The organism is Sulfitobacter albidus (assembly GCF_018200035.1).
Lineage (GTDB): Bacteria > Pseudomonadota > Alphaproteobacteria > Rhodobacterales > Rhodobacteraceae > Sulfitobacter > Sulfitobacter albidus.
Genome location: NZ_CP073581.1, coordinates 1,415,969 through 1,435,592 on the forward strand (window position 1 = coordinate 1,415,969; position 19,624 = coordinate 1,435,592).

Annotated in this window: 21 protein-coding genes, 1 tRNA gene and 1 pseudogene; 16 read left to right on the forward strand and 7 right to left on the reverse strand. The window is 63.9% G+C overall.

Translation table 11 applies throughout. The features are described 5' to 3' along the window. Positions 1 to 18: 18 nt before the first annotated feature. From KDD17_RS06690 to KDD17_RS06700, 3 genes are read right to left on the reverse strand one after another with little or no spacing between them, the layout of a single operon-like run. A complete protein-coding gene (locus KDD17_RS06690; protein ID WP_212705837.1) occupies positions 19 to 930 on the reverse strand; it encodes a pseudouridine-5'-phosphate glycosidase in 912 nt (303 codons plus the stop codon). Beyond that, positions 927 to 1,799: a PfkB family carbohydrate kinase gene (locus KDD17_RS06695; protein ID WP_212705838.1), complete on the reverse strand. Its 873-nt coding sequence runs from the start codon at positions 1,797 to 1,799 to the stop codon at positions 927 to 929. The genes KDD17_RS06690 and KDD17_RS06695 overlap by 4 nt, the downstream gene beginning before the upstream one ends. A gap of 41 nt (positions 1,800 to 1,840) precedes the next feature. Continuing rightward, a complete protein-coding gene (locus tag KDD17_RS06700) occupies positions 1,841 to 2,653 on the reverse strand; it encodes a DUF4198 domain-containing protein (protein ID WP_212705839.1) in 813 nt (270 codons plus the stop codon). Here KDD17_RS06700 and KDD17_RS06705 point away from each other — a divergent pair. After that, positions 2,652 to 3,821 (forward strand): HupE/UreJ family protein, encoded by a 1,170-nt coding sequence (locus KDD17_RS06705; RefSeq protein WP_212705840.1) that lies wholly within the window; start codon positions 2,652 to 2,654, stop codon positions 3,819 to 3,821. The two genes, KDD17_RS06700 and KDD17_RS06705, sit on opposite strands and share 2 nt — an antisense overlap. Positions 3,822 to 3,869: 48 nt before the next feature. Here KDD17_RS06705 and KDD17_RS06710 read toward each other — a convergent pair whose 3' ends face one another. Continuing rightward, complete coding sequence (locus KDD17_RS06710; RefSeq protein ID WP_212705841.1) at positions 3,870 to 5,204, reverse strand: hypothetical protein; 1,335 nt, start codon at positions 5,202 to 5,204, stop codon at positions 3,870 to 3,872. 620 nt (positions 5,205 to 5,824) lie between these two features. Further along, positions 5,825 to 5,914, reverse strand: a tRNA-Ser gene (locus tag KDD17_RS06715). A gap of 141 nt (positions 5,915 to 6,055) precedes the next feature. Here KDD17_RS06715 and KDD17_RS06720 point away from each other — a divergent pair. The 10 genes and pseudogenes from KDD17_RS06720 (at position 6,056) to KDD17_RS06765 (ending at position 14,079) form a co-directional block, all read left to right on the forward strand. Then, positions 6,056 to 6,895: a DUF2059 domain-containing protein gene (locus tag KDD17_RS06720; protein WP_254796916.1), complete on the forward strand. Its 840-nt coding sequence runs from the start codon at positions 6,056 to 6,058 to the stop codon at positions 6,893 to 6,895. Continuing rightward, a complete protein-coding gene (locus KDD17_RS06725; protein ID WP_212705842.1) occupies positions 6,895 to 7,716 on the forward strand; it encodes a DUF2059 domain-containing protein in 822 nt (273 codons plus the stop codon). Before KDD17_RS06720 ends, KDD17_RS06725 begins: the two co-directional genes overlap by 1 nt. A 181-nt stretch (positions 7,717 to 7,897) precedes the next feature. Further along, positions 7,898 to 8,665 carry a 50S ribosomal protein L21 gene (locus KDD17_RS06730; RefSeq protein WP_212705843.1) on the forward strand — a complete coding sequence of 256 codons (768 nt, stop codon included), beginning with the start codon at positions 7,898 to 7,900 and terminating at the stop codon, positions 8,663 to 8,665. Positions 8,666 to 8,676: 11 nt separating this feature from the next. Then, on the forward strand, positions 8,677 to 8,946 hold the full coding sequence (rpmA, locus tag KDD17_RS06735; protein ID WP_212705844.1) for a 50S ribosomal protein L27: 270 nt from the start codon (positions 8,677 to 8,679) through the stop codon (positions 8,944 to 8,946). 83 nt (positions 8,947 to 9,029) lie between these two features. After that, a complete protein-coding gene (locus KDD17_RS06740) occupies positions 9,030 to 9,533 on the forward strand; it encodes a GNAT family N-acetyltransferase (RefSeq protein ID WP_212705845.1) in 504 nt (167 codons plus the stop codon). Next, on the forward strand, positions 9,530 to 10,132 hold the full coding sequence (locus KDD17_RS06745) for a LysE family translocator (protein WP_212705846.1): 603 nt from the start codon (positions 9,530 to 9,532) through the stop codon (positions 10,130 to 10,132). The genes KDD17_RS06740 and KDD17_RS06745 overlap by 4 nt, the downstream gene beginning before the upstream one ends. A gap of 1 nt (position 10,133) precedes the next feature. Further along, the gene (locus KDD17_RS06750) at positions 10,134 to 10,664 is read left to right on the forward strand and encodes a GNAT family N-acetyltransferase (protein ID WP_212705847.1); all 531 of its coding nucleotides are present in this window, start codon (positions 10,134 to 10,136) and stop codon (positions 10,662 to 10,664) included. A 13-nt stretch (positions 10,665 to 10,677) separates the two neighbouring features. Further along, positions 10,678 to 11,711: pseudogene (gene obgE / locus KDD17_RS06755) on the forward strand (GTPase ObgE). Further along, entirely contained in the window at positions 11,699 to 12,820 is a 1,122-nt protein-coding gene (proB, locus tag KDD17_RS06760) for a glutamate 5-kinase (protein WP_212705848.1), read from the forward strand. The pseudogene obgE and the gene proB overlap by 13 nt, the downstream one beginning before the upstream one ends. Beyond that, positions 12,817 to 14,079, forward strand: a complete 1,263-nt coding sequence (locus tag KDD17_RS06765) for a glutamate-5-semialdehyde dehydrogenase (protein ID WP_212705849.1) — start codon at positions 12,817 to 12,819, stop codon at positions 14,077 to 14,079. Before proB ends, KDD17_RS06765 begins: the two co-directional genes overlap by 4 nt. On the opposite strand, the gene KDD17_RS06770 is transcribed toward KDD17_RS06765, so the two are convergent. Continuing rightward, complete coding sequence (locus KDD17_RS06770) at positions 14,076 to 14,663, reverse strand: histidine phosphotransferase family protein (RefSeq protein WP_212705850.1); 588 nt, start codon at positions 14,661 to 14,663, stop codon at positions 14,076 to 14,078. The genes KDD17_RS06765 and KDD17_RS06770 overlap by 4 nt on opposite strands. Positions 14,664 to 14,693: 30 nt before the next feature. Between KDD17_RS06770 and KDD17_RS06775 the strand changes: the two genes are divergently transcribed. The 3 genes from KDD17_RS06775 to olsA all read left to right on the forward strand — a co-directional run bounded on the left by KDD17_RS06775 (position 14,694) and on the right by olsA (position 16,608). Beyond that, positions 14,694 to 14,882: a DUF3553 domain-containing protein gene (locus KDD17_RS06775; RefSeq protein ID WP_212705851.1), complete on the forward strand. Its 189-nt coding sequence runs from the start codon at positions 14,694 to 14,696 to the stop codon at positions 14,880 to 14,882. 122 nt (positions 14,883 to 15,004) lie between these two features. Then, positions 15,005 to 15,775, forward strand: coding sequence for an L-ornithine N(alpha)-acyltransferase (gene olsB, locus KDD17_RS06780; RefSeq protein ID WP_254796917.1), 771 nt, complete (start codon positions 15,005 to 15,007; stop codon positions 15,773 to 15,775). Continuing rightward, entirely contained in the window at positions 15,772 to 16,608 is an 837-nt protein-coding gene (gene olsA, locus KDD17_RS06785; RefSeq protein ID WP_212705852.1) for a lyso-ornithine lipid O-acyltransferase, read from the forward strand. The genes olsB and olsA overlap by 4 nt, the downstream gene beginning before the upstream one ends. Here olsA and KDD17_RS06790 read toward each other — a convergent pair. Further along, the gene (locus KDD17_RS06790; protein WP_212705853.1) at positions 16,585 to 17,115 is read right to left on the reverse strand and encodes a GAF domain-containing protein; all 531 of its coding nucleotides are present in this window, start codon (positions 17,113 to 17,115) and stop codon (positions 16,585 to 16,587) included. The genes olsA and KDD17_RS06790 overlap by 24 nt on opposite strands. Positions 17,116 to 17,403: 288 nt before the next feature. Between KDD17_RS06790 and rpsB the strand changes: the two genes are divergently transcribed. After that, entirely contained in the window at positions 17,404 to 18,279 is an 876-nt protein-coding gene (gene rpsB / locus KDD17_RS06795) for a 30S ribosomal protein S2 (protein WP_212705854.1), read from the forward strand. A gap of 98 nt (positions 18,280 to 18,377) precedes the next feature. Next, positions 18,378 to 19,253 (forward strand): translation elongation factor Ts, encoded by an 876-nt coding sequence (gene tsf, locus KDD17_RS06800; protein ID WP_212705855.1) that lies wholly within the window; start codon positions 18,378 to 18,380, stop codon positions 19,251 to 19,253. The last annotated feature ends 371 nt before the right edge of the window (positions 19,254 to 19,624 follow it).

The following is a 19,624-nucleotide window of genomic DNA, read 5'->3' on the forward strand; positions in this document are numbered from 1 at the left end:
ATGGCTGCGGCCGGCAAATCAGCCCTTGTCGCGCAACTCGATGGCGATCTGGGCCGCAAATTGGGCATTGTTACGCACCAATGCGATATTGGCCGTAAGCGACGCACCTTCCGTCAGCTCAAAAATGCGTTGCAGCAGATAGGGGGTGACGGATTTGCCGGTGATGCCCGCGCGCGTCGCGTCGTTCTGGGCCTGCGCGATGATCGGGGCCAGCGTTTCGGCGGCAATCTCAGCGTCAGCGGGGATCGGATTGGCCACCAGCTGCCCACCGGGCAGGCCAAGGGCCGCGCGCATCCGGTGCGCCCGTGCGATGTCGGCTGGATCATCCATGCGCAGCGGCGCCTTGAGTTTCGATCCGCGCGACCAAAAGGCCGGGAACATGTCCTGCCCTACGGCAATGACCGGCACGCCCTGCGTTTCCAGCACTTCCAGCGTCTTGGCCACGTCGAGGATCGCCTTGGCGCCGGCGGCGACAACAGTCACGGGGGTTTGCGCCAGCTCCATCAGATCGGCAGAGATGTCAAAGCTGTTCTCGGCCCCCCGGTGCACCCCGCCGATGCCGCCCGTGGCAAAGACATGGATGCCCGCAAGATGCGCCGCGATCATCGTGGCGGCCACGGTCGTGGCCCCGGTGCCGCCGGTGGCGATGCAGGCGGCCATGTCCGCGCGGCTGAGCTTGGCCACGCCCTTGGCCTGCGACAGTGCTTCGAGCTGGTCTGCGTTCAGACCGATGTGCAGCGTGCCGTCGATGACGGCGATGGTGGCGGGCACGGCGCCCTTGGCACGGACATCCGCCTCGACCTGTCGCGCCACCTCAAGGTTTTGCGGATGCGGCATGCCGTGGGTGATGATCGTGCTTTCGAGGGCGACGATGGCGGCACCTTCGGCAAGGGCGGTCGTGACCTCGTCGGAGCGGACGATGGGGATCATATCTTGGTCTCTCCTGAAACATAAAGGGCGGCGGCGGCGAGCGCGTCGGACAGGGCCGCATCGTCGGTCAGCCCGCGCCGCTCTGCCGCGATGTGGGCCGCCATGAAGGTATCGCCCGCACCGGTGACCCGCGTCACGGCAACGGCGGGCGGGGTCTGTGTGACCACGCCCTGCGCACCCGCGACCGTTGCCGGGTTGCCCCCGTCGGTGACGACCGCGCGCGCGGCCCCGCGTGCCAGCAGCGCGCGGGCGGCGGCGTCAGAGCTGTCGAAATGGGTCTGGCACAGCAGCCCGGCCTCTTCGAGATTGACGTAGAGCGTGCCGCGCCCGGTTTCCAGAAACGGCGCGAGGCGCAGCGCCTTGCCGGGGGAGGCGGGCGCCACCCGCAGATCCGCCTGCGCCAGCAGCGGGCTGCGCGCCACGCGCGCCAGCAGATCGACCGTGAGGTTTCCGTCCAGCGCGACGGCGCCGGTGTAGGGCGTATCGCCCAGTGGGCGCAGGATCTTATCGCCCGCCGCCTCAAGCGAATGCGCATCCGCGATGGCCGCGATTAGACCGTTTGACGCCTCGACCGCCATGTATTGATCGGTCGGCAAATCGTCGGAGCGGTAGATTAGATCGGTGCCCAGACCGCGCGCCTGGCAGGCGGCGATCAATTCATCCCCTTCGGTGTCGCGCCCCACGGCGCTGAGCAGGGCAGGGGCAAGGCCAAAGCGTTTGAGCGCCATCGCGATGTTGAGCGCCACGCCGCCGGGCAGCCGCGTGATACGGCCCGGCATGTCGCTGCCCTGCCGCATTGGCGTATCACAGCGGCCGATCACGTCCCACAGGACGGAGCCGATGCACAGGATGTCCGCGTTTTCTGTCATATCGCGCCTTTTGCCGCGCGCACCGGTTGGACGCAAGCCGCTTAGGGCACCGCAAAGGTCAGCGCGGCCCAGAGCGTCTCCCACAGGGGGCCGTCCGTGGCGGACGTGGCGCCCGCCGCCTCACGCAGCACGACCGCATCCAGCAGGTAGCTGTGCCCGGATTTCACCGGCACCGCCAGCGCGCCACCGGCGTCTGTCCGTAGCACAGTCACGCTTACCTCGCCCTGCGCATCCTTTTCGTAGACTTCGACCTGCGCGTCCCCCCGCACCACATCCCCGTAGAAAAGCGTCACGTCCATCGTACCGTCGAAATCGACCGCATAGGGATTGTCCTGCGCCACAAATTCGGTCGCCAGCCCAAAGGCACGGTCCGCCCCTTCACCGTCCCCGACGGCCACGAGGGATTTGGAATGGCGGGTATAGGTCTCCTTGAAATCCTCTTTGGCCCAACCCCGGGCCTCATGTGTCGCCACCGCGTCGGCAAAATCCTTGTGATCGACGAACTTCAGAAACTTCTCCCAACTGCGGTAGGTGAGGGTCGAGGGCGCCGCCTCATGCAGCAGCACCATCAGCCCGTCCTGCAGGGGCGCGGGCACTTGAATTGCGGGGCGGTCCCCAAGCCGCCCTTCAACCGGCGCCAGTTCATCGCCAAGGGCAAAATCAAGCCGGGTGTTGTTGCGGGGAAAGAATGACTGCCGCGATCCGTCAAAAAGCTCACCGTTGCGCAGGTTTGCCACGACGGCCTCACCAGTTTCAACTTGATATTCCTCGGGTTCAATCCAAAACTCATGCGCAGAAGCGGTTGTGCCAAGTGCTGCGCAAAAGCAAAGTGCTATAAGGTATTTACCAAACATGTTGAACCGTTCCCTCTTCCTGCTGACCAAGCTGATGTTTGTGCTGGCCTTGTCAAGCCTGCCCGCGCGCGCGCATGAAGTCTTGCCGACGATCGCAGATCTGGCTGTGACCGATGGCGCCGTCGAGATGCAGATCGAGATCAACCTCGAAGCGTTTGCCGCGGGCATCGACCTCGACGGTCTTGAGGATATCAACGAAGACGCGCAATCGGATGACTACGACGCCCTGCGCGCGCTGCCCGGCGACGAGATCGCCGCCAGAGCCCCGGCCATTCTGGAGCGCTGGAACGCCCTCCCGCTGCTCAGCGTCGACGGCGCGCCCGTCACGCTGAGCACGCAAAGCCTGACGGTGCCGGACGATGTGCCCGAAAGCCTGCCGCGCGGCAGCGTGTGGATCCTTTCGGGCGTCCTGCCCGAGGGAGGCGCCGTGACGGTCAACTGGCCCGAGGGTGGCGGTGATCTGGTGGTGCGTCAGCAAGGGGTCGCGGCGCCCTTCACCGGGTTTATCTCGGGCGGTGAGGACAGCGGGCCCATCGCCATCGCGGGCGGTGATCAGCAGACCGGCTGGGGCACATTCGCCGCGTATATTCCCGTAGGATTTGACCATATCCTGCCGCAGGGGCTGGATCATATCCTTTTTGTACTGGGCCTGTTCTTCCTGTCGACGCATCTGCGCCCTCTGATCTTTCAGGTCACCGCGTTTACGCTGGCGCATACGGTGACGCTTGCGCTAGGGGCGTTGGGGCTGGTGAATATCCCCGGCTCGATCGTGGAGCCGTTGATTGCGGCATCGATCGTCTATGTCGCGGTCGAAAACATATTCTTCCACCGGCTCAACACATGGCGGCCCGCGATCATCTTTGGCTTTGGCTTACTGCACGGTCTGGGCTTTGCCTCCGTGCTGGGGGAATTTGGCCTGCCGGCGGGGCAATTCGTGCCGGCGCTTATCGGTTTCAACGTCGGTGTCGAGGTCGGGCAGCTGACCGTGATCGCCATCGCCTTTGTGCTGCTGTGGCTGGCGGTTGCCGGCGCGCGCCGCGCGGGTCTGGAGGGCCCCGAAGAGATGGTGACCGAGTATCCGGTCATGTTCCGCGCCGTCTCGGTCACGGGGTCGCTGATCATCGCGCTGATCGGTATCTACTGGGTGATTGAACGCACCCTGCTGTAAAGGATCCCGCGCGCCGTGCCCCGCAAGGTGCGGCGCGCGCCCCCCAGCCTAGATCAAACCGGGGTCATCCACGAAGGACGTGAATACCACGCTGTCATCGTCGTAGGTAATTTCACGCGTCAGCAGGCTGCCATCGGGCGCGAATGTATCGACGTACATGTGCCACCCAAACAGATCGCCCCCGTCGGTCAACGTGGCTTGCGTCTTCGACCCGTTCTCAAACAGCTTTTCCAGCACGCGCCCGTCGTCATAGGCGATGGTCTGGCTGGTGCGCGCGCCCCCCGGCGCAAAGGTCGACACCACGCTGTCCCACGCAAAGTTATCGGCGGTATCGGTCAGCGTGGTCTGCGTGCGGCTGCCATTCTCAAACAGCTTTTCCACCCGCCGCCCGTCGTCGTAGGCGATGGTCTGCCCCGTGCGCTGCCCGTCCGCTGCGTAGGTCGAAGAGACGGTGTTCCAGTCGAACGCATCGGCGACATCCGTGCTGACCTGCACGCTGCGCAGGCCGTCGGTGTAGCTCACGTCATCCCGCCGTCCGTTGTCAAAGAGCACTTCGCGCGTCAGTTGCGCGCCATCGGGGCCGAACGCATCGACGTAGCGGGTCCAGCCAAACACCTCCGCCGCGTCGGTCAGGGTCGCGCGCGTCTTGACGCCGTCCTGAAACAGGATTTCCAGCGTGCGCCCGTCATCGTACAGCATATCACGCTGAAGCCGCACGCCGTCGGCATCGATTGTATCGGTGTAGCGCGTCCAGACGAAAGCGTCAGCCGTATCTTCGACCGTCGTGCGCGTGGGCGGCGGGGGAAGGGGCGTCAGATCTCCCGCAAGCGCAAGTGTATCGATGTCGGAGTTCCACGTGACATCCCCCAACAACCCACCGGTCGACAACGCGGAGAAATCGATCGTCATGGAGGTAAACAGATCCCCCTGCGCGGGCGCGTCCCCAAGACTGACGATGTTGGAATAGGTGACGCCGACGCTCCCCGTCAGGGCCTCATCCATCTCGATCAGCTCGAAAGGGAAGCCGTTTTTGGAGGTGGGCGTGTTGATGCCGTCGGTGTCATCCTCCATCGTGGTCGTGATATCGAAAACGGAGCTGGCCGCCAGCAGATCGAAGGTAAGCGTGGTGAGCAGTTTTGTCGTGCTCAGCGCGTGGGCGCTGAACCCGAAGGACATATCGATATCCGCACCGGTCACGCCCCCGAATGTGTAGGGATCGAAAGCGACCCAGGTCAGCGTCTCGACCGTGCCGTCGGCATAGGTGGCCGTGATCTGGGTGCCCGCCAGATCGACCCCGCGCGAGGAGGTATCGGCACGGATGCCCTGCGCCGACGTATAGGCGACGCCTTCGCGGGTCAGTGGATCAAGTATCGCAACGGACATGGTAAGGCTCATTTCGGCTGATGACACGGTGTCAGGCGGCACCTGAACAATGCAACCGGTCAGGGGACCGCTCCTGTCGTCCCGGTGGCATCCCACGGCCTGTTTTCAAAGCAAGGACTGTCGCAGATCAAAACATGTCGTCGGGACCGCTTCTTGATAGTCGATAACCGGGCGCTGCGACAAGCCATTCATACGGAAACACTGAAATGCGCGATGGGGACAATTAACCTATTGGCGTCTTGTGCAAAATGCAGCCGAACCGGCGCGAAAGTCCGCATGGCAGACGTTCGCCGGCCGCCATGGCAACGCAGGATCCGGCGGAAACCGTCTGCGGCAGCTGCTGCGCTGCTGCAGACCGTCGTGACTACGCCCGCCCGTCCCCGATGCGATACAGGGACTGGTCGGGACCACTTTGACTAGCCCATCATGAGTGGATCATCCGGTATGAGGACCTCGCTGACCATGCTCCCGTCGTCCTGATAGGTGGTCGTAAGCGTGTTCCATCCGGGCGCGCGCGCAACCTTTGGCGCAATTGACACGATACGAGCGCATAAAGCCAGTGAGTAGGAGGGTGGTAGAAAACCTTGATCCAACTTGTCGTGCCTGAAATCAAAGGCATCTGGCGGAGAGACAGGGATTCGAACCCTGGGAACCCGTGAAGGCTCAACGGTTTTCGAGACCGCCCCGTTCGACCACTCCGGCACCTCTCCGCGGGGATCGAAGCGCCGTTTAGTCCGCTTTTTCCGCGGGGGCAAGGGGGCGGCACGCGCAAGTTTGCCAATCGCGCGGTTTTTCATTGCAGGCCCGGATGCAACCCCTACGTTATTGCAAACAAACCCCAAGGAGCTGCGATGTTTTTGCACGGATTTGCACGGTTGACCCTGATGAGCGCGGTTTTGCTGCTGACGTCGGTAGTGGCGGCACAGGCGCAGGTGGCGCGCGACCGGGTCGAGACATTTCTCGAGATCACGGGCTTTGACGTGGCGTTGGAGAGTATACGCTTGTCGGCCGATGCCGCGCCGCAGATGCTGGGGGTCGAGGCCGATGATTTCGGCTCGGAATGGCAGCGGCTGGTGGGAGAGGTGTTCGAGACCGAGTTGATGCATGAGATGGCCGCCGATGTCATCGAACGCGCCATGACGCCCGAACAGCTTGATCACGCGGTGGCGTTCTACAGCTCCGATCTTGGCCAGCGGCTGGTCGCGGCCGAGAACCGTTCGCATCTGATTGACGAGGATGGGCTGAAGACGGAAAGCGGTGGCGCGATCCTTGAAGGGCTGCGCGGCATCGACAGCCCGCGCGTCGATCTGCTGGAGCGGCTCAACGCCGCCAGCGGCAGCGAGGACGCAACGGTGCGCGCCATTCAGGAGGTGCAGATAAGGTTTCTGCTGGCCGCGGCGGGGGCAGGGGTGATCGATCTGACCATGGACGAGCCAGACCTGCGCGAGGCGATGACCGAGGGCGAGGAGGAGCTGCGCGAGAACCTGCGCCGCGGTGCCATGGAGGGGGCCGCCTATACCTATCAGGCGTTTTCGGACCCGGAGGTCGAAGCCTATGCCGAAGCGCTGGAGCATCCGCTGATGCAGGAAGCCTACGCGCTGATGAACGCCGTGCAATACGAGATCATGGCCAATCGGTTCGAAGCCGTGGCCGACCGGCTGCGGCAGATGCAGCCCAGTCAGGATCTGTGATGCGCGCTGTTCTGACCTCCGCTCTTGCGGCGCTTTTGTGCGTCACGCTGGCGCTGCCGGTATGGGCCAACGCCCGCCACACCGTCCTGATGGACGTGCTGCGCATCAACGAACTGACGGCGATCCTGCACGCCGAGGGGCTGGCGTTTGGCGAAAGCCTCAACATCGACTGGCTGGACGGGCGGGGCGGGGCGGCGTGGAACCAGCAGGTCGCGCGCATCTACGACCGCGAGCGCTTGGCCGAAGGGATCCGCGCGGGGCTGGAGCCGTCGGTGACCGGTGACACGCTGGAGACGGCGATCGAATTCTTCGCCTCCGATCTGGGACAGCGGGTTCTGACGCTGGAGAATTCCGCGCGCGAGGCCATGGCCGATGCGCAGATCGAGGAGGCCGCCCGCGCGCGCCACGCGCAGATCAGTGGCACCAATGATCCGCGATTGGCCCAGATCGCGCGCATGATCGACGCAGGGGATCTGATCAATCGCAACGTGACCTCCGCGCTCAATTCCAACGTGCAATTCATGCGCGCTTTGGTCGATGGCGGCCTTTACGAGATGTCCGAGGACGAGATTTTGAGCGACGTGCTTGCCGAACGCGACAGCATCGAGGCCGACACGACTGGCTGGATCTACGCCTTTTTGCTGCTGGCCTACAGCCCGCTGACGCTCGAAGAGCTGACAGCCTACGCCGATTTCAGCGAAACCCGCGCGGGCAAGGCGCTGAATGCGGGGTTTTTCGCGGGGTTTGATCCGCTTTATGCCGATATCTCCTACGCGCTGGGGCGCGCGATGGTGCTGAACATGGCCGCCGAGGAGCTTTAGGCCGCGCGCCCGCTTGACTTGGCGCAACGATACGCACATAACCGCGCAACTTGGACGGGGAGGCCCGAATCCGAGTGTTTTGTAATGACGCCCAAGGGCGCGCTGTCTGCCGGTGAGGGACACCCTCGCAAACGCCCCGAAAGGGGGACCACAAGACGCGGAAAAGATGAAGGAAAGACCTATGTTTGCGGTCCTGAAGACAGGCGGTAAGCAATACAAAGTACAGGCCGGCGATATGCTGCGCGTGGAACGGATTGCGGCCTCCGCCGGTGAGAAAGTTCAATTCAACGAAGTGTTGATGCTGGGCGGTGACGACCCGAAAGTCGGCGCGCCCCTGATTGAAGACGCGGGCGTTCAGGCCGAAGTCGTCGATCAGATCAAGGGTGACAAGGTCATCCACTTCGTCAAGCGTCGCCGGAAGCACTCTTCCAAGCGCACGAAGGGTCACCGTCAGAAGCTGACGCTGGTCAAGATCACGGATATCCTCGCCTCCGGCGCGGGCAAATCCGGTGTGGCCGCCGCCGTTGGCACAGGCTCCGTCAGCGCGGCTGCCGTGGCCGCCATCGAAGAGCGTTACACGTTCAACCGGGGCGAGCAGGCGGAGATGAAAAAGCGCGTCTCCGAAGGCGAAGCGAAAGAGAAAACCGCAAAGCCCGCCAAGAAGGCCGAGGCCGGTAACGCCGCTGGCAAGGAAGAGACCAAGAAGGCCGACGCGAAGCCCGCCAAGTCAAAGAAAGCCGCCAAGGGCGACGGCGACGACCTGAGCCAGATCTCGGGCGTGGGTCCTGTCATCGTGGGCAAGCTGAACGACGCGGGCATCACCACCTTCGCGCAGATCGCCGCGTGGACGGATGAAGACGTGGAAGCAATCGAAGAGAAACTCTCGTTCAAAGGCCGTGTCGGCCGTGAAGAGTGGATCAAGCAGGCCAAAGAGCTGGCCAAAGGCTAAGGAGAGACCAAATGGCACATAAAAAAGCAGGCGGTTCATCCCGTAACGGGCGCGACTCCGCAGGGCGTCGCCTTGGCGTCAAGAAATATGGCGGCGAAGTCGTTGTTCCCGGCAATATCATCGTGCGCCAGCGCGGGACCAAATTCTGGCCCGGCGAAGGTGTGGGCATGGGCAAGGATCACACGATCTTTGCGACCGTGGACGGCAACGTGTCGTTCCACAAGGGCCTGAAAAACCGCACGTTCATCTCGATCGTCCCGGTGGCCGAGGCCGCTGAATAAGCCGTACCTCACGGGATGACAGACATTCAGGGGATCGGCGCAACCGCCGGTCCCTTTTTCCTTTTCCGCCATGGTCGGATGACATGCCGCACACGCTCACCACTGACAGGCTTGCCCTGCGGCCCTTCAGGGTCGAGGATGCGGATACGGTCGTGCGGCTGATCGCGGATTGGGACGTGCTGCGCTGGATCACCCGCGCGCCCTATCCCTACACCCGCGACGATGCGATGGCCTTTATTCTGCGCCACGCGGCCCTCACCGCGCCGGTCTATGCGGTGACCCGCGCGGGCCAATTGATGGGCTGCTGTTCGCTGCAGGAAGAGCTTGGCTATTGGCTGGGCAAATCGTTCTGGGGTCAGGGATTTGCCACCGAAGCGGCCCGCGCCGTTTTGGCCGAGCATTTTGCGCTAAGCGACACTTCGGTGATCTCCGGCTATCTGTTGGGCAATGCAGGCTCCGCCGGTGTGCTGGGAAAGCTCGGATTCACGCGCGGCAAGCTAAAGATCCGCGACAGCGCCGCGCGGGGGCATCCTGTCGAGATCCAGGAAATGACGCTTGACGCTGCCGACTGGCGGGCCGCTGCATGAGCATCGCGATCCTGCCCCTTGCGGTGTTTGCCGCCAGCCAGGTCGGCACGCCAGGGCCCGCGAATATGGCGCTGCTGGCGACCGGCGCGCGCTTTGGCTTTCGTGCGGCGCTGCCGTTTGTGGCGGGGGTGGCTCTGGGCAAGCAGCTGATCATCTGGCCCATCGGATTTGGCCTGATGCAGCTCGCCGAGGCCGCGCCGGGCGTGTTCACCGCGCTCAAATACGCGTCCGCCGCCTATATCATCTGGCTGGCGTGGAAGGTCGCGAACCTGCGCCTTGGGCCGGGGCAGGCGGGCGCAAAGGCGCCGGGGTTTCTTGCCGGGCTGATCGTGCATCCGCTCAACCCCAAGGCCTGGGCGATGATCGTCGGCAGTTTCACTGCCTTTGTCGGCCCGGATGTCCCGACGCTGACGGCGACGGCCACCGTTGCCGCCGTTCTGCTTACCTGTCAGGCGGTCATGCACCCGCTTTGGGCGCTTGGTGGAGAGGCCATCGCCCGCACCGTTGCGGGCACACGGGCCGAGCCTTACCTCATGTGGACGCTCGCCGCGCTGACCGTGGCGTCCGTCCTTTTCGTCCTTTTTGCCAACGGAGGGTGAGATGACCACCTTGACCGCCCAAGCGACCCTTCACACGCCGCGCTTCATCCTGCGCCCGGTCGCGCGCACCGATCTGGGCCGGATCGAGCATTACGCCGCCGACCCGCGCCTTGCGCAGAACACCCCGCGCATCCCGCATCCGCTGCCACCCGGACTGATCGCCGCCTTTATCGAGCGCGCGCTGAGCGACGACCGGGTCGAGGACGTCTGGGTCATGGACGGCGGTGCGCAGGACGGCTCCGAGGTGATGGGCGTCATCAGCCTGATGCGTCTGGACCGCAACCAATCCGAAGTCGGATATTGGGTGGCGCCGCCGTTCTGGAACACGCACGTCGCCTCCGACGCCGTGAACGCGCTGGTGGCGGGCAATCCACTGGGCAATGACACGATGTTCGCGGCCGTTTTCCATGATAACCCTGCCTCCGCCAAAGTGCTGACGAACGCGGGTTTTCAGTATCTGGGCGACGCGGAAACCTTTTGCCTCGCGCGCAATGCGACGGTGCCGACCTGGACCTACAGCCGGAAACTCTGAAGAAGGATACGACATGAAATTCCTCGACCTTGCCAAAGTCTACATCCGCTCCGGCGCGGGCGGGGGCGGGTGCGTGTCGTTCCGGCGCGAGAAATACATCGAATTCGGGGGCCCCGACGGCGGGGACGGCGGCGGCGGCGGGACGGTCTGGGCCGAGGCCGTGGACGGGCTGAACACACTCATCGACTTTCGCTACCAGCAGCATTTCTTTGCCAAGAACGGCCAGCCCGGCATGGGCAAGCAGCGCACCGGCAAGGACGGTGATGACATCGTGCTGCGCGTGCCCGTGGGCACCGAAATCCTCGACGAGGATCAGGAAACGGTGATCGCCGATATGACCGAGCTGGGCCAACGCGTGCAGCTCGCGCGCGGCGGCAACGGAGGCTGGGGCAACCTGCATTTCAAATCCGCGACCAATCAGGCGCCGCGCCGCTCGAACCCCGGTCAGGACGGAGTGGAGCGCACGCTGTGGCTGCGCCTGAAACTGATCGCCGATGTGGGTCTGCTGGGGCTGCCGAACGCGGGAAAATCGACCTTCCTTGCCGCGACCTCCAACGCGCGGCCCAAGATCGCGGATTACCCCTTTACCACGTTGCACCCCAATCTGGGCGTTGTGGGGTGGACAACACCGAATTTGTCGTGGCCGACATCCCCGGCCTGATCGAGGGCGCCCATGAGGGCCGCGGCATCGGGGATCGGTTTCTGGGCCATGTTGAGCGTTGTGCCGTGCTGCTGCACCTCGTTGATGGCACGTCAGAGACCATCGCGCAGGACTACGCCACCATCATCGGGGAGCTTGAAGCCTACGGCGGCGCGCTGGCCGAAAAACCGCGCATCACGGTGCTGAACAAGGTTGATGCGCTGGATGAGGAAGAAGCCGCAAGCGCTTTGGATGAATTGCGAAAAGCTTGCGGGGGGCCGGTCATGCCGATGTCGGGTGTGGCGCGCACCAACACCACCGAAGTGCTACGCGCCTTGCGGGCCGAGATCGAGGATGACCGGCTGCGCCATAAACCCGCCGAGGAGGCAGAGCCGTGGCAACCCTGACGGACGCCTCCCGCATCGTCGTCAAGATCGGCTCGGCCCTGCTGGTCGAGGGTGGCGCGTTGCGGGCGGAGTGGCTGGCATCGCTGGCCGAGGATGTGGCGTGGCTGACCGCGCAGGGCGTGCGGGTGGTTCTGGTCTCCTCCGGCTCCATCGCGCTGGGGCGCGGGGTGCTGGGCTTGGGGCAGGGTACGCTTCCGCTGGAGCAATCGCAGGCCGCCGCCGCCGTGGGCCAGATCCGGCTCGCCCGCGCCTATGAGGACGCGCTGGCGGCGCATGGTATCACCACGGCGCAGGTTCTGGTGACGCTCGAAGATAGTGCCGACCGCCGCCGCTACCTCAATTCGCGCGCCACGCTTGAGACGCTTATCACTCTGGGCGCGGTTCCCATTGTGAACGAGAATGACACGGTCGCCACGGATGAGATCCGGTTTGGTGACAATGACAGGCTGGCCGCGCAGATCGCCGTGACGGTGGGTGCCGATCAGCTGGTGCTGCTGTCGGATGTGGACGGATTTTACTCGAACAACCCCGCGCAAGACCCTGACGCAAAACGCTTTCCCACCATCGACCGGATCACACCGCAGATCGAGGCGATGGCAGGGGACGCGGGATCAGGTCTCAGCAAGGGCGGGATGAAGACCAAGGTGATGGCTGCCAAGACCGCCGTCGCGGCAGGCTGTGCCATGGCAATCACCGAAGGGTCGGTGCTCAACCCCCTGCGGCGCCTGCATAATGGCGCAAACGCCACGTGGTTCACCGCGCAGACCGACCCGCAGGCTGCGCGCAAGAACTGGATCACGGCGATGAAGCCGCAGGGCGTTCTGCATCTGGATGCGGGCGCGATGGCCGCCCTGGAGCGGGGCAAGAGCCTGTTGCCCGCGGGGGTCACGCGGATCGACGGCACGTTTGATCGCGGCGACGCTGTCGAAATCAGGGGGCCGGGTGGGGAGACGCTCGGCTCTGGCCTGACCCGCTATGCGGCGGATGAAGCGGAGCGGATCAAGGGGCGCCACAGCCGGGAGATCGAGGCCGTGCTGGGCTATCCGGGGCGGGCGGCGCTGGTGCACCGGGATGACATGTCACTTCAGGAAACGACGGTAACACAATGACAGAAAACGAAGATATCGGATCGCTGATGGCCGGTCTCGGCGCGCGTGCCAAGGCCGCTGCCGCCACGCTCGCCACCGCCACCGCAGAGCGCAAGCACGCGGCCCTGATCAGCGCCGCCGAGGCCGTCTGGCAGCAGCGCGAGACGATTTATGAGGCAAACGCGCAGGACATGGCGTTTGGCACCGACAAGGGGCTCTCGCCCGCCATGCTCGACCGGTTGCAGCTTGACGAGGACAGGCTGCGCGGCATCATCGACGGGCTGCGCGCCATTGCCGAGCAGCCCGACCCCGTGGGCGAGGTGATGGAAGCCTGGGATCAGCCCAGCGGCCTGTCGATCCAGCGCGTGCGCACGCCACTGGGCGTGATCGGCGTGATCTACGAATCCCGCCCCAACGTGACGGCGGACGCGGGCGCGCTGTGTCTCAAGGCCGGGAATGCGGTGATCCTGCGCGGCGGATCGGAGAGTTTCCACAGCTCCCGCGCGTTGCACGCCTGCCTGCAGCAGGGGCTGCGCGATGCGGGTCTGCCCGAGGATGCGATCCAGCTGGTGCCTACCCGCGACCGGGCGGCGGTGCAGGCCATGCTGACGATGACCGACACCATCGACGTGATCGTGCCGCGCGGCGGTAAAGGCCTGGTCGGGCTGGTCCAGCGCGAGGCGCGGGTGCCCGTTTTTGCCCATCTCGAAGGGATCGTGCACATCTATATCGACGCGGCAGCGGATGCCGAAAAGGCGCTGAAGGTGGTGCTGAATGCCAAGACCCGGCGCACGGGAATTTGCGGCGCGGCGGAGTGTTTGCTGATCCACCGCGATGTGGCTGCGACCATCGGGCAGGGTGTGCTGCGCGCGCTGATGGACGCCGGTGTCGAAGTGCGGGCCGATCCCGCGCTAAACGTCCCAGGCACGCAGCCCGCAACCCAGGAAGATTGGGGTCACGAATACCTCGATATGATCATCGCCGCGCGTCAGGTGGATGGCATCGATGATGCGATTGCCCACATCCGCCAGTTTGGCTCGAACCACACCGATTGTATTCTGACCGAGGACGCCGCCGCGGCCACGCAGTTTCTCAACCAGCTCGACAGCGCGATCGTAATGCACAATGCCTCGACGCAATTTGCCGATGGCGGCGAGTTTGGCATGGGCGCAGAGATCGGCATCGCCACGGGAAAGATGCACGCGCGCGGCCCCGTGGGCGCAACCCAATTGACGAGCTTCAAATACCTCGTGCGCGGCGACGGAACCGTACGTGCCTAGTCAAAGCGCAGGGTGAGACGGTTGGCGTCCTGCGCGAGGTGAATGGCGCGCCCGTCCTCCTCGGCCCATTGGCGCAGCAGACCGAATTGCACCTGCGCGGGCGACAGCTCGGGCAGGGGGGACGCGCCCGTCAGTGCGTCCCAAAGCTCGGGTGCGAGGTTGAACTTGTCGGCGCGGCCTTCGATCATCCGGGCGCTCGCGTCGATGACACCGCCGTAGGGCATCGCGTTCTCGACACACATCATGGCCAGAAACCCCATACGCACGTGCCGTCGTGTTTCGGGTTCGGACGGGATCCAGGTGACCTGAAGGCGACCCGCCTCGTGGATGTCCTTGAGGATAGACGTCACTTCCGAAGGGCTGACCATCTGATCGCCGGCATGCCCGAATGCGATCCGCAGGAACCGGACCCGCGCACTTGCACTGCGCACCGATTCCGAGATCAGCGCCATCTCGGGCGAGGGGGTGACGTCCCCGCTCATCTGCAACAATTCAAGACCGTTGTTGATTGCCCCTATCGGGGATATGAGGTCGTGACAGATACGGCTCCCGATCAGCGCGGAGAAGTCTGTTGGTTGGGTCATCTAGCGGCCTTTTGAGCGGGAGACGGGGAGATGGAAGATTTGAACGCGATCTTGACCCCGGGCATGCTGGTACGCCATCCCGGCGCGCCTGAATGGGGCGTCGGACAGGTTCAAAGCAATATCGGCGGGCGGGTCACCGTGAATTTTCGCGATAGTGGAAAAGTTGTAATCGACAGCAGCCGCATCGCGCTTCATCCGGTTTTCGAGAGTGATAATTGACGGCGGAGCATTCCAGCCAATTTACAATATAAGCAAAAAGCATAACCCATGGTAGTACCCCCCACGTCTTTCAACCCGGAAAAAACCGCAACGCGCGCAAGCCATTGCAAATTTTTTTACGATTGGACGGCGTTTTGACCGGGCGGGCTGCCTATACCGTGCAATTGGCGCAAAGCGCCGCGGATCTGCGCGCGGCCCAGCGGCTGCGCTACGAGGTCTTTGTGCGCGAGCTTGGGGCGCAGGCGGACGGCACCGATCACTCCGACGGGTTGGAGCGCGATCGCTTCGATACCGTGGCCGATCACCTGATCGCGCGGCCTGCCGGATCGGATGACGTCGTGGGCGTCTACCGCCTGCTGCGCCGCGAGGGGGCGGCGGAAGTCGGCGGGTTCTATTCGGAAGGGGAGTATGATCTGGCGCCCTTGCTGAGCGGCGGCAAACGCTTGCTGGAGCTAGGCCGGTCGTGCCTGCATCCCGATCACCGCGGCGGCACCGCGCTGCATCATCTGTGGGCCGCGCTGGTTGCCTATACCCGCGCGCATGAAATCGAGGTGCTGTTCGGCACGGCAAGCTTTCGCGGCACGGATCCGGCGACGATTGCCGCGCCGCTGTCGCTGCTGCAATACCGCCATCTCGCCCCCGAGCCGTTGCGCCCGAGGGCGCTGGCGACGGGCTTTCAGCGCATGGATCTGATCGCCGATGCGCAGCTGGATCGCAGGGCGGCGATGGTCGAGATGCCGAGCCTCATCAAATCCTACCTTCGGCTTGGCGGATACGTGGGTGAGGGGGCCTTTGTCGATCATCGGTTCAACACGACCGACGTGTGTCTGGTGCTCGAAACCGCGTCAGTCGACCCGGCGCGCCTGCGCCGCCTTACCCAGAGGCAGACATGACGACGCCGTGGAATGAGAGCACGCCACCCGCGGCCTCGCGGATCGGCGTTCTTGGCTGGTTGCGGGTCGTGCTGCGCGCCGCGGCGCTGATCGTTTTGGTCTTTGGGGCGCTGGCGGTGCTTTTGCTGGTGCGCCTGATCGAGCGGCCGCTGTGTGGTTTGCACCGGCCCGTCACGCCTTCGATCACCAAATTCGTCTGCCGCAACGGGTTGCGCATCTGCGGCATCGGCCTGCGGGTGCGCGGCGCGCCGATGCGCAGCCGGGGCGCCGTGGTGGCCAATCATACCAGCTGGCTCGATATCTTTGTCCTTAATGCCTCAAAGAGGATCTATTTCGTATCGAAATCCGAAGTGGCGGGCTGGCCGGGGATCGGGTGGCTGGCGCGGGCGACCGGCACGGTATTCATCGAACGCACGCCCGCCCGCGCGCGCGCGCAGACAGAGCTGTTTCAGGCGCGCCTGATGGCGGGGCACAAGCTGTTGTTCTTTCCCGAAGGCACCAGCACCGACGGGCAGCAGGTGCTGCCGTTCAAGACGACGCTGTTTCAGTCGTTTTTTGGCGACACGCTGCGCGCGGCGATCTGGGTGCAGCCTGCGGCAGTCGTCTTTCACGCGCCCGCCGGAGCGGACCGACGGTTTTACGGCTGGTGGGGAGACATGGATTTTGGCCCGCATCTTATCCAGTCGCTGACCCCCGCGCGCGGCGGATCAGTCGATGTAATCTACTGCCCGCCATTGAAGGTATCGGATTTTGCCGACCGCAAGGCGCTGGCCCGTGCCGCAGAAGAAGCCGTGCGCGCGGCCCATCAATCAGTCGCTCAGCAGCACCAGTGACCCTGCGGCCAGCCCCGACAGGATCCGCACCAGCATCAGATGCTCTGAGGTGATCGGCGCGGCACCCGGGCGGGCGCCGCCGAATTCGACCGTTCCGTAGACCCGGCCATCGAAAACGACAGGCGCGCCCGCAAATCGGTAGGGGACATGCCCGGTCTGATCGATGTAGTCGCCGGAGGGCGCGTCATCGGGGGTGTCGAAATGCAACGCGTTGCGGCTGCGCGACATCAGATGGCTCAGCGTCGGCTTGCCCGGGCGCGGCGGTCGCACGACCATGCGCGCCGAAAAGAACGGCACCGCCGAGACGGGCTCCTGCGGGAGGGTAATATAGCCGTAGTCCATGTCGAGGGTGCTGCACATCCGGTTGAGCAGGATCGAAAACCGCTGCTTGATCGGAAGGGCGGGCAGCGAGAACACATAGACCATGTTGTGCGCGACACGCTCGGTCTCGCTGCCCCCGGGATCTGAGCCGCGCGGTGGTCCCCCGTTGATGTCGACAACCTTCATACTCAACCCGTCCGGCTATGGCTCCGCGCCGCGATGTTCCGCGGGGCGAAACATCGGCAGGGCGGCACCCGAAAATGCATTTTCATGCACCTGAACACAAGATTCCCAGCGGGCGCAAGCCTTTGCAATTCAGGCTTGCAGAGCCTCTCAACCTGGGGTACGTGGACCGCACTTAATCCCGCAGTCGGGGATGGGGCGTTCGGGGGAGAAATCCCCGATCCTCCGCCGGTTGGCCCGCACACCGCGTGTCATACCCCCGATGAGGCTAAACCGGAAAGGTATAAAGACATGGCTCTTCCTGAGTTCTCCATGCGCCAACTGCTTGAAGCAGGCGTGCACTTTGGTCACCAGACACAGCGCTGGAACCCCCGTATGGGCCCGTATATCTACGGCGCGCGCAACGGCATCCACATTATGGACCTGACACAGACCGTCCCCATGCTGGACCAGGCGCTGCAGGTCATCCGTGACACCGTCGCCAAGGGCGGCAGCATCCTGTTCGTCGGCACCAAGCGTCAGGCGGCAACGCCCATCGCCGAAGCCGCCGAGAAATGCGCGCAGTATTACATGAACCACCGCTGGCTGGGCGGCACGCTGACCAACTGGCAGACCGTGTCCAAATCCATCCAGCGTCTGAAGCACATCGACGAGCAGTCCGAGCAGGGCTTTGGCGGTCTCACCAAGAAAGAGCGCCTTGGCATGGAGCGTGACCAGGGCAAGCTTGAAGCAAGCCTCGGCGGTATCCGCGAAATGGGTGGTCGTCCCGATCTTCTGTTCGTGATCGACGTGCGTAAGGAATCGCTGGCAATTGCCGAAGCGAACAAGCTTGGCATCCCGGTTGTGGCCGTGGTTGACACCAACTGCTCGCCCGACGGCATCGATTTCATCATCCCCGGCAACGACGACGCGGCCCGCGCGATCGCGCTCTACTGCGATCTGGCCGCCCGTGCAGCCCTTGACGGCATGTCCGCCCAGCTGGGTGCCGCAGGTGTCGACATCGGCGCCATGGAAGAGGCCCCCGCCGAGGAAGCCGTGGCCGAGGAAAGCACCGGCGTCGAGACCGGCAATGTCTCCGACCAGACAGCCAAGACCAGCACAATGTCCGACGACGCCGTGCTGGATCTGGAATCGAAAAAAGAAACCGTCGAAGAAGCAAAAAGCTGATTTGCACGGGGCAGGGCGGCCCGATGCGGCGCGCCCCGCCACTCGCTGACACCACCGGCCGGCACGCCCGGCACTACATGAATTGAGGAGAGACTGAGATGGCGATTACAGCATCGATGGTCAAGGAACTGCGCGACAGCACTGGCGCAGGCATGATGGACGCGAAAAAAGCGCTGACAGAAACCGATGGTGACATGGAAGCAGCCGTTGATTGGCTGCGCACCAAGGGTCTTGCGAAAGCGGCCAAGAAATCCGGCCGCACGGCAGCCGAAGGTCTGGTGGCCGTCAAGGTTGACGGCGGTCGCGGCGTTGCGGTCGAAGTGAACTCGGAAACCGATTTTGTCGGCAAGAACGCCGATTTCCAGAAAATGGTCGCAGGCATCGCCGATGTCGCCACCGGCGCCGCCGATCTCGACGCGCTGAAAGCCGCCGACATGAACGGCAAATCGGTCGAGCAGACCGTAACCGACGCCGTCGCCGTGATCGGTGAGAACATGTCGGTACGCCGGATGGCCGCGATTGAAGGCAGCACTGTAGTCTCTTACGTGCACAACGCCGCAGCGCCCGGCATGGGCAAGATCGGCGTTCTGGTCGCCCTCGACGGCGGCAACGAAGAGCTGGGCAAACAGATTGCCATGCACATCGCCGCTGTAAACCCCGCGTCGCTGAGCGAAGATGACCTCGACCCCGCCGTTGTCGAAAAGGAAAAGCAGGTCCAGATCGACATCGCCAAGGAATCGGGCAAGCCCGACGCCGTCATCGAAAAGATGATCGTGGGCCGGATGAAGAAATACATGTCCGAGGTCACATTGGTGAACCAGGCGTTCGTCGTGAACCCCGACGTCACCGTCGGTCAGGCCGCCGCCGATGCGGGTGCCACGATCACCGGTTTTGTACGTCTCGAAGTGGGCGAGGGTATTGAAGTCGTCAAGGAAGACTTTGCCGCCGAAGTGGCCAAGGCCGCCAAGGGCTGATCTGCCTCTCATTCGAAAAACGGACAGGGCGGCGCTGATGCGTCGCCCTTTTTCGTGGTCTGACCGCCCTCGGAAAAGTGGAAAAGGGCGACCCCCGGAATTAGGATCGCCCTTGCCGTTTTGGGACACTCTGCAAAACCTCTGGGGAGAGCACAGAGCCGTAATTTGAGCCCGGTCAGCGACACCCGAAATTGGCACCGCTGGATCCGGCAGCACAGCAGAGCATTGAAATAACAACGATTTCTGTGCTGTTTTGCGATCCATCACTACGTGATGTCCACGGTGGGAAAGATGCGCGATTTTTCCCCCTCCCGAAAGTACGGGATTCCTTACCTTACGTTAACCTGTGGTAGAAACGGCCGTCCTACGGC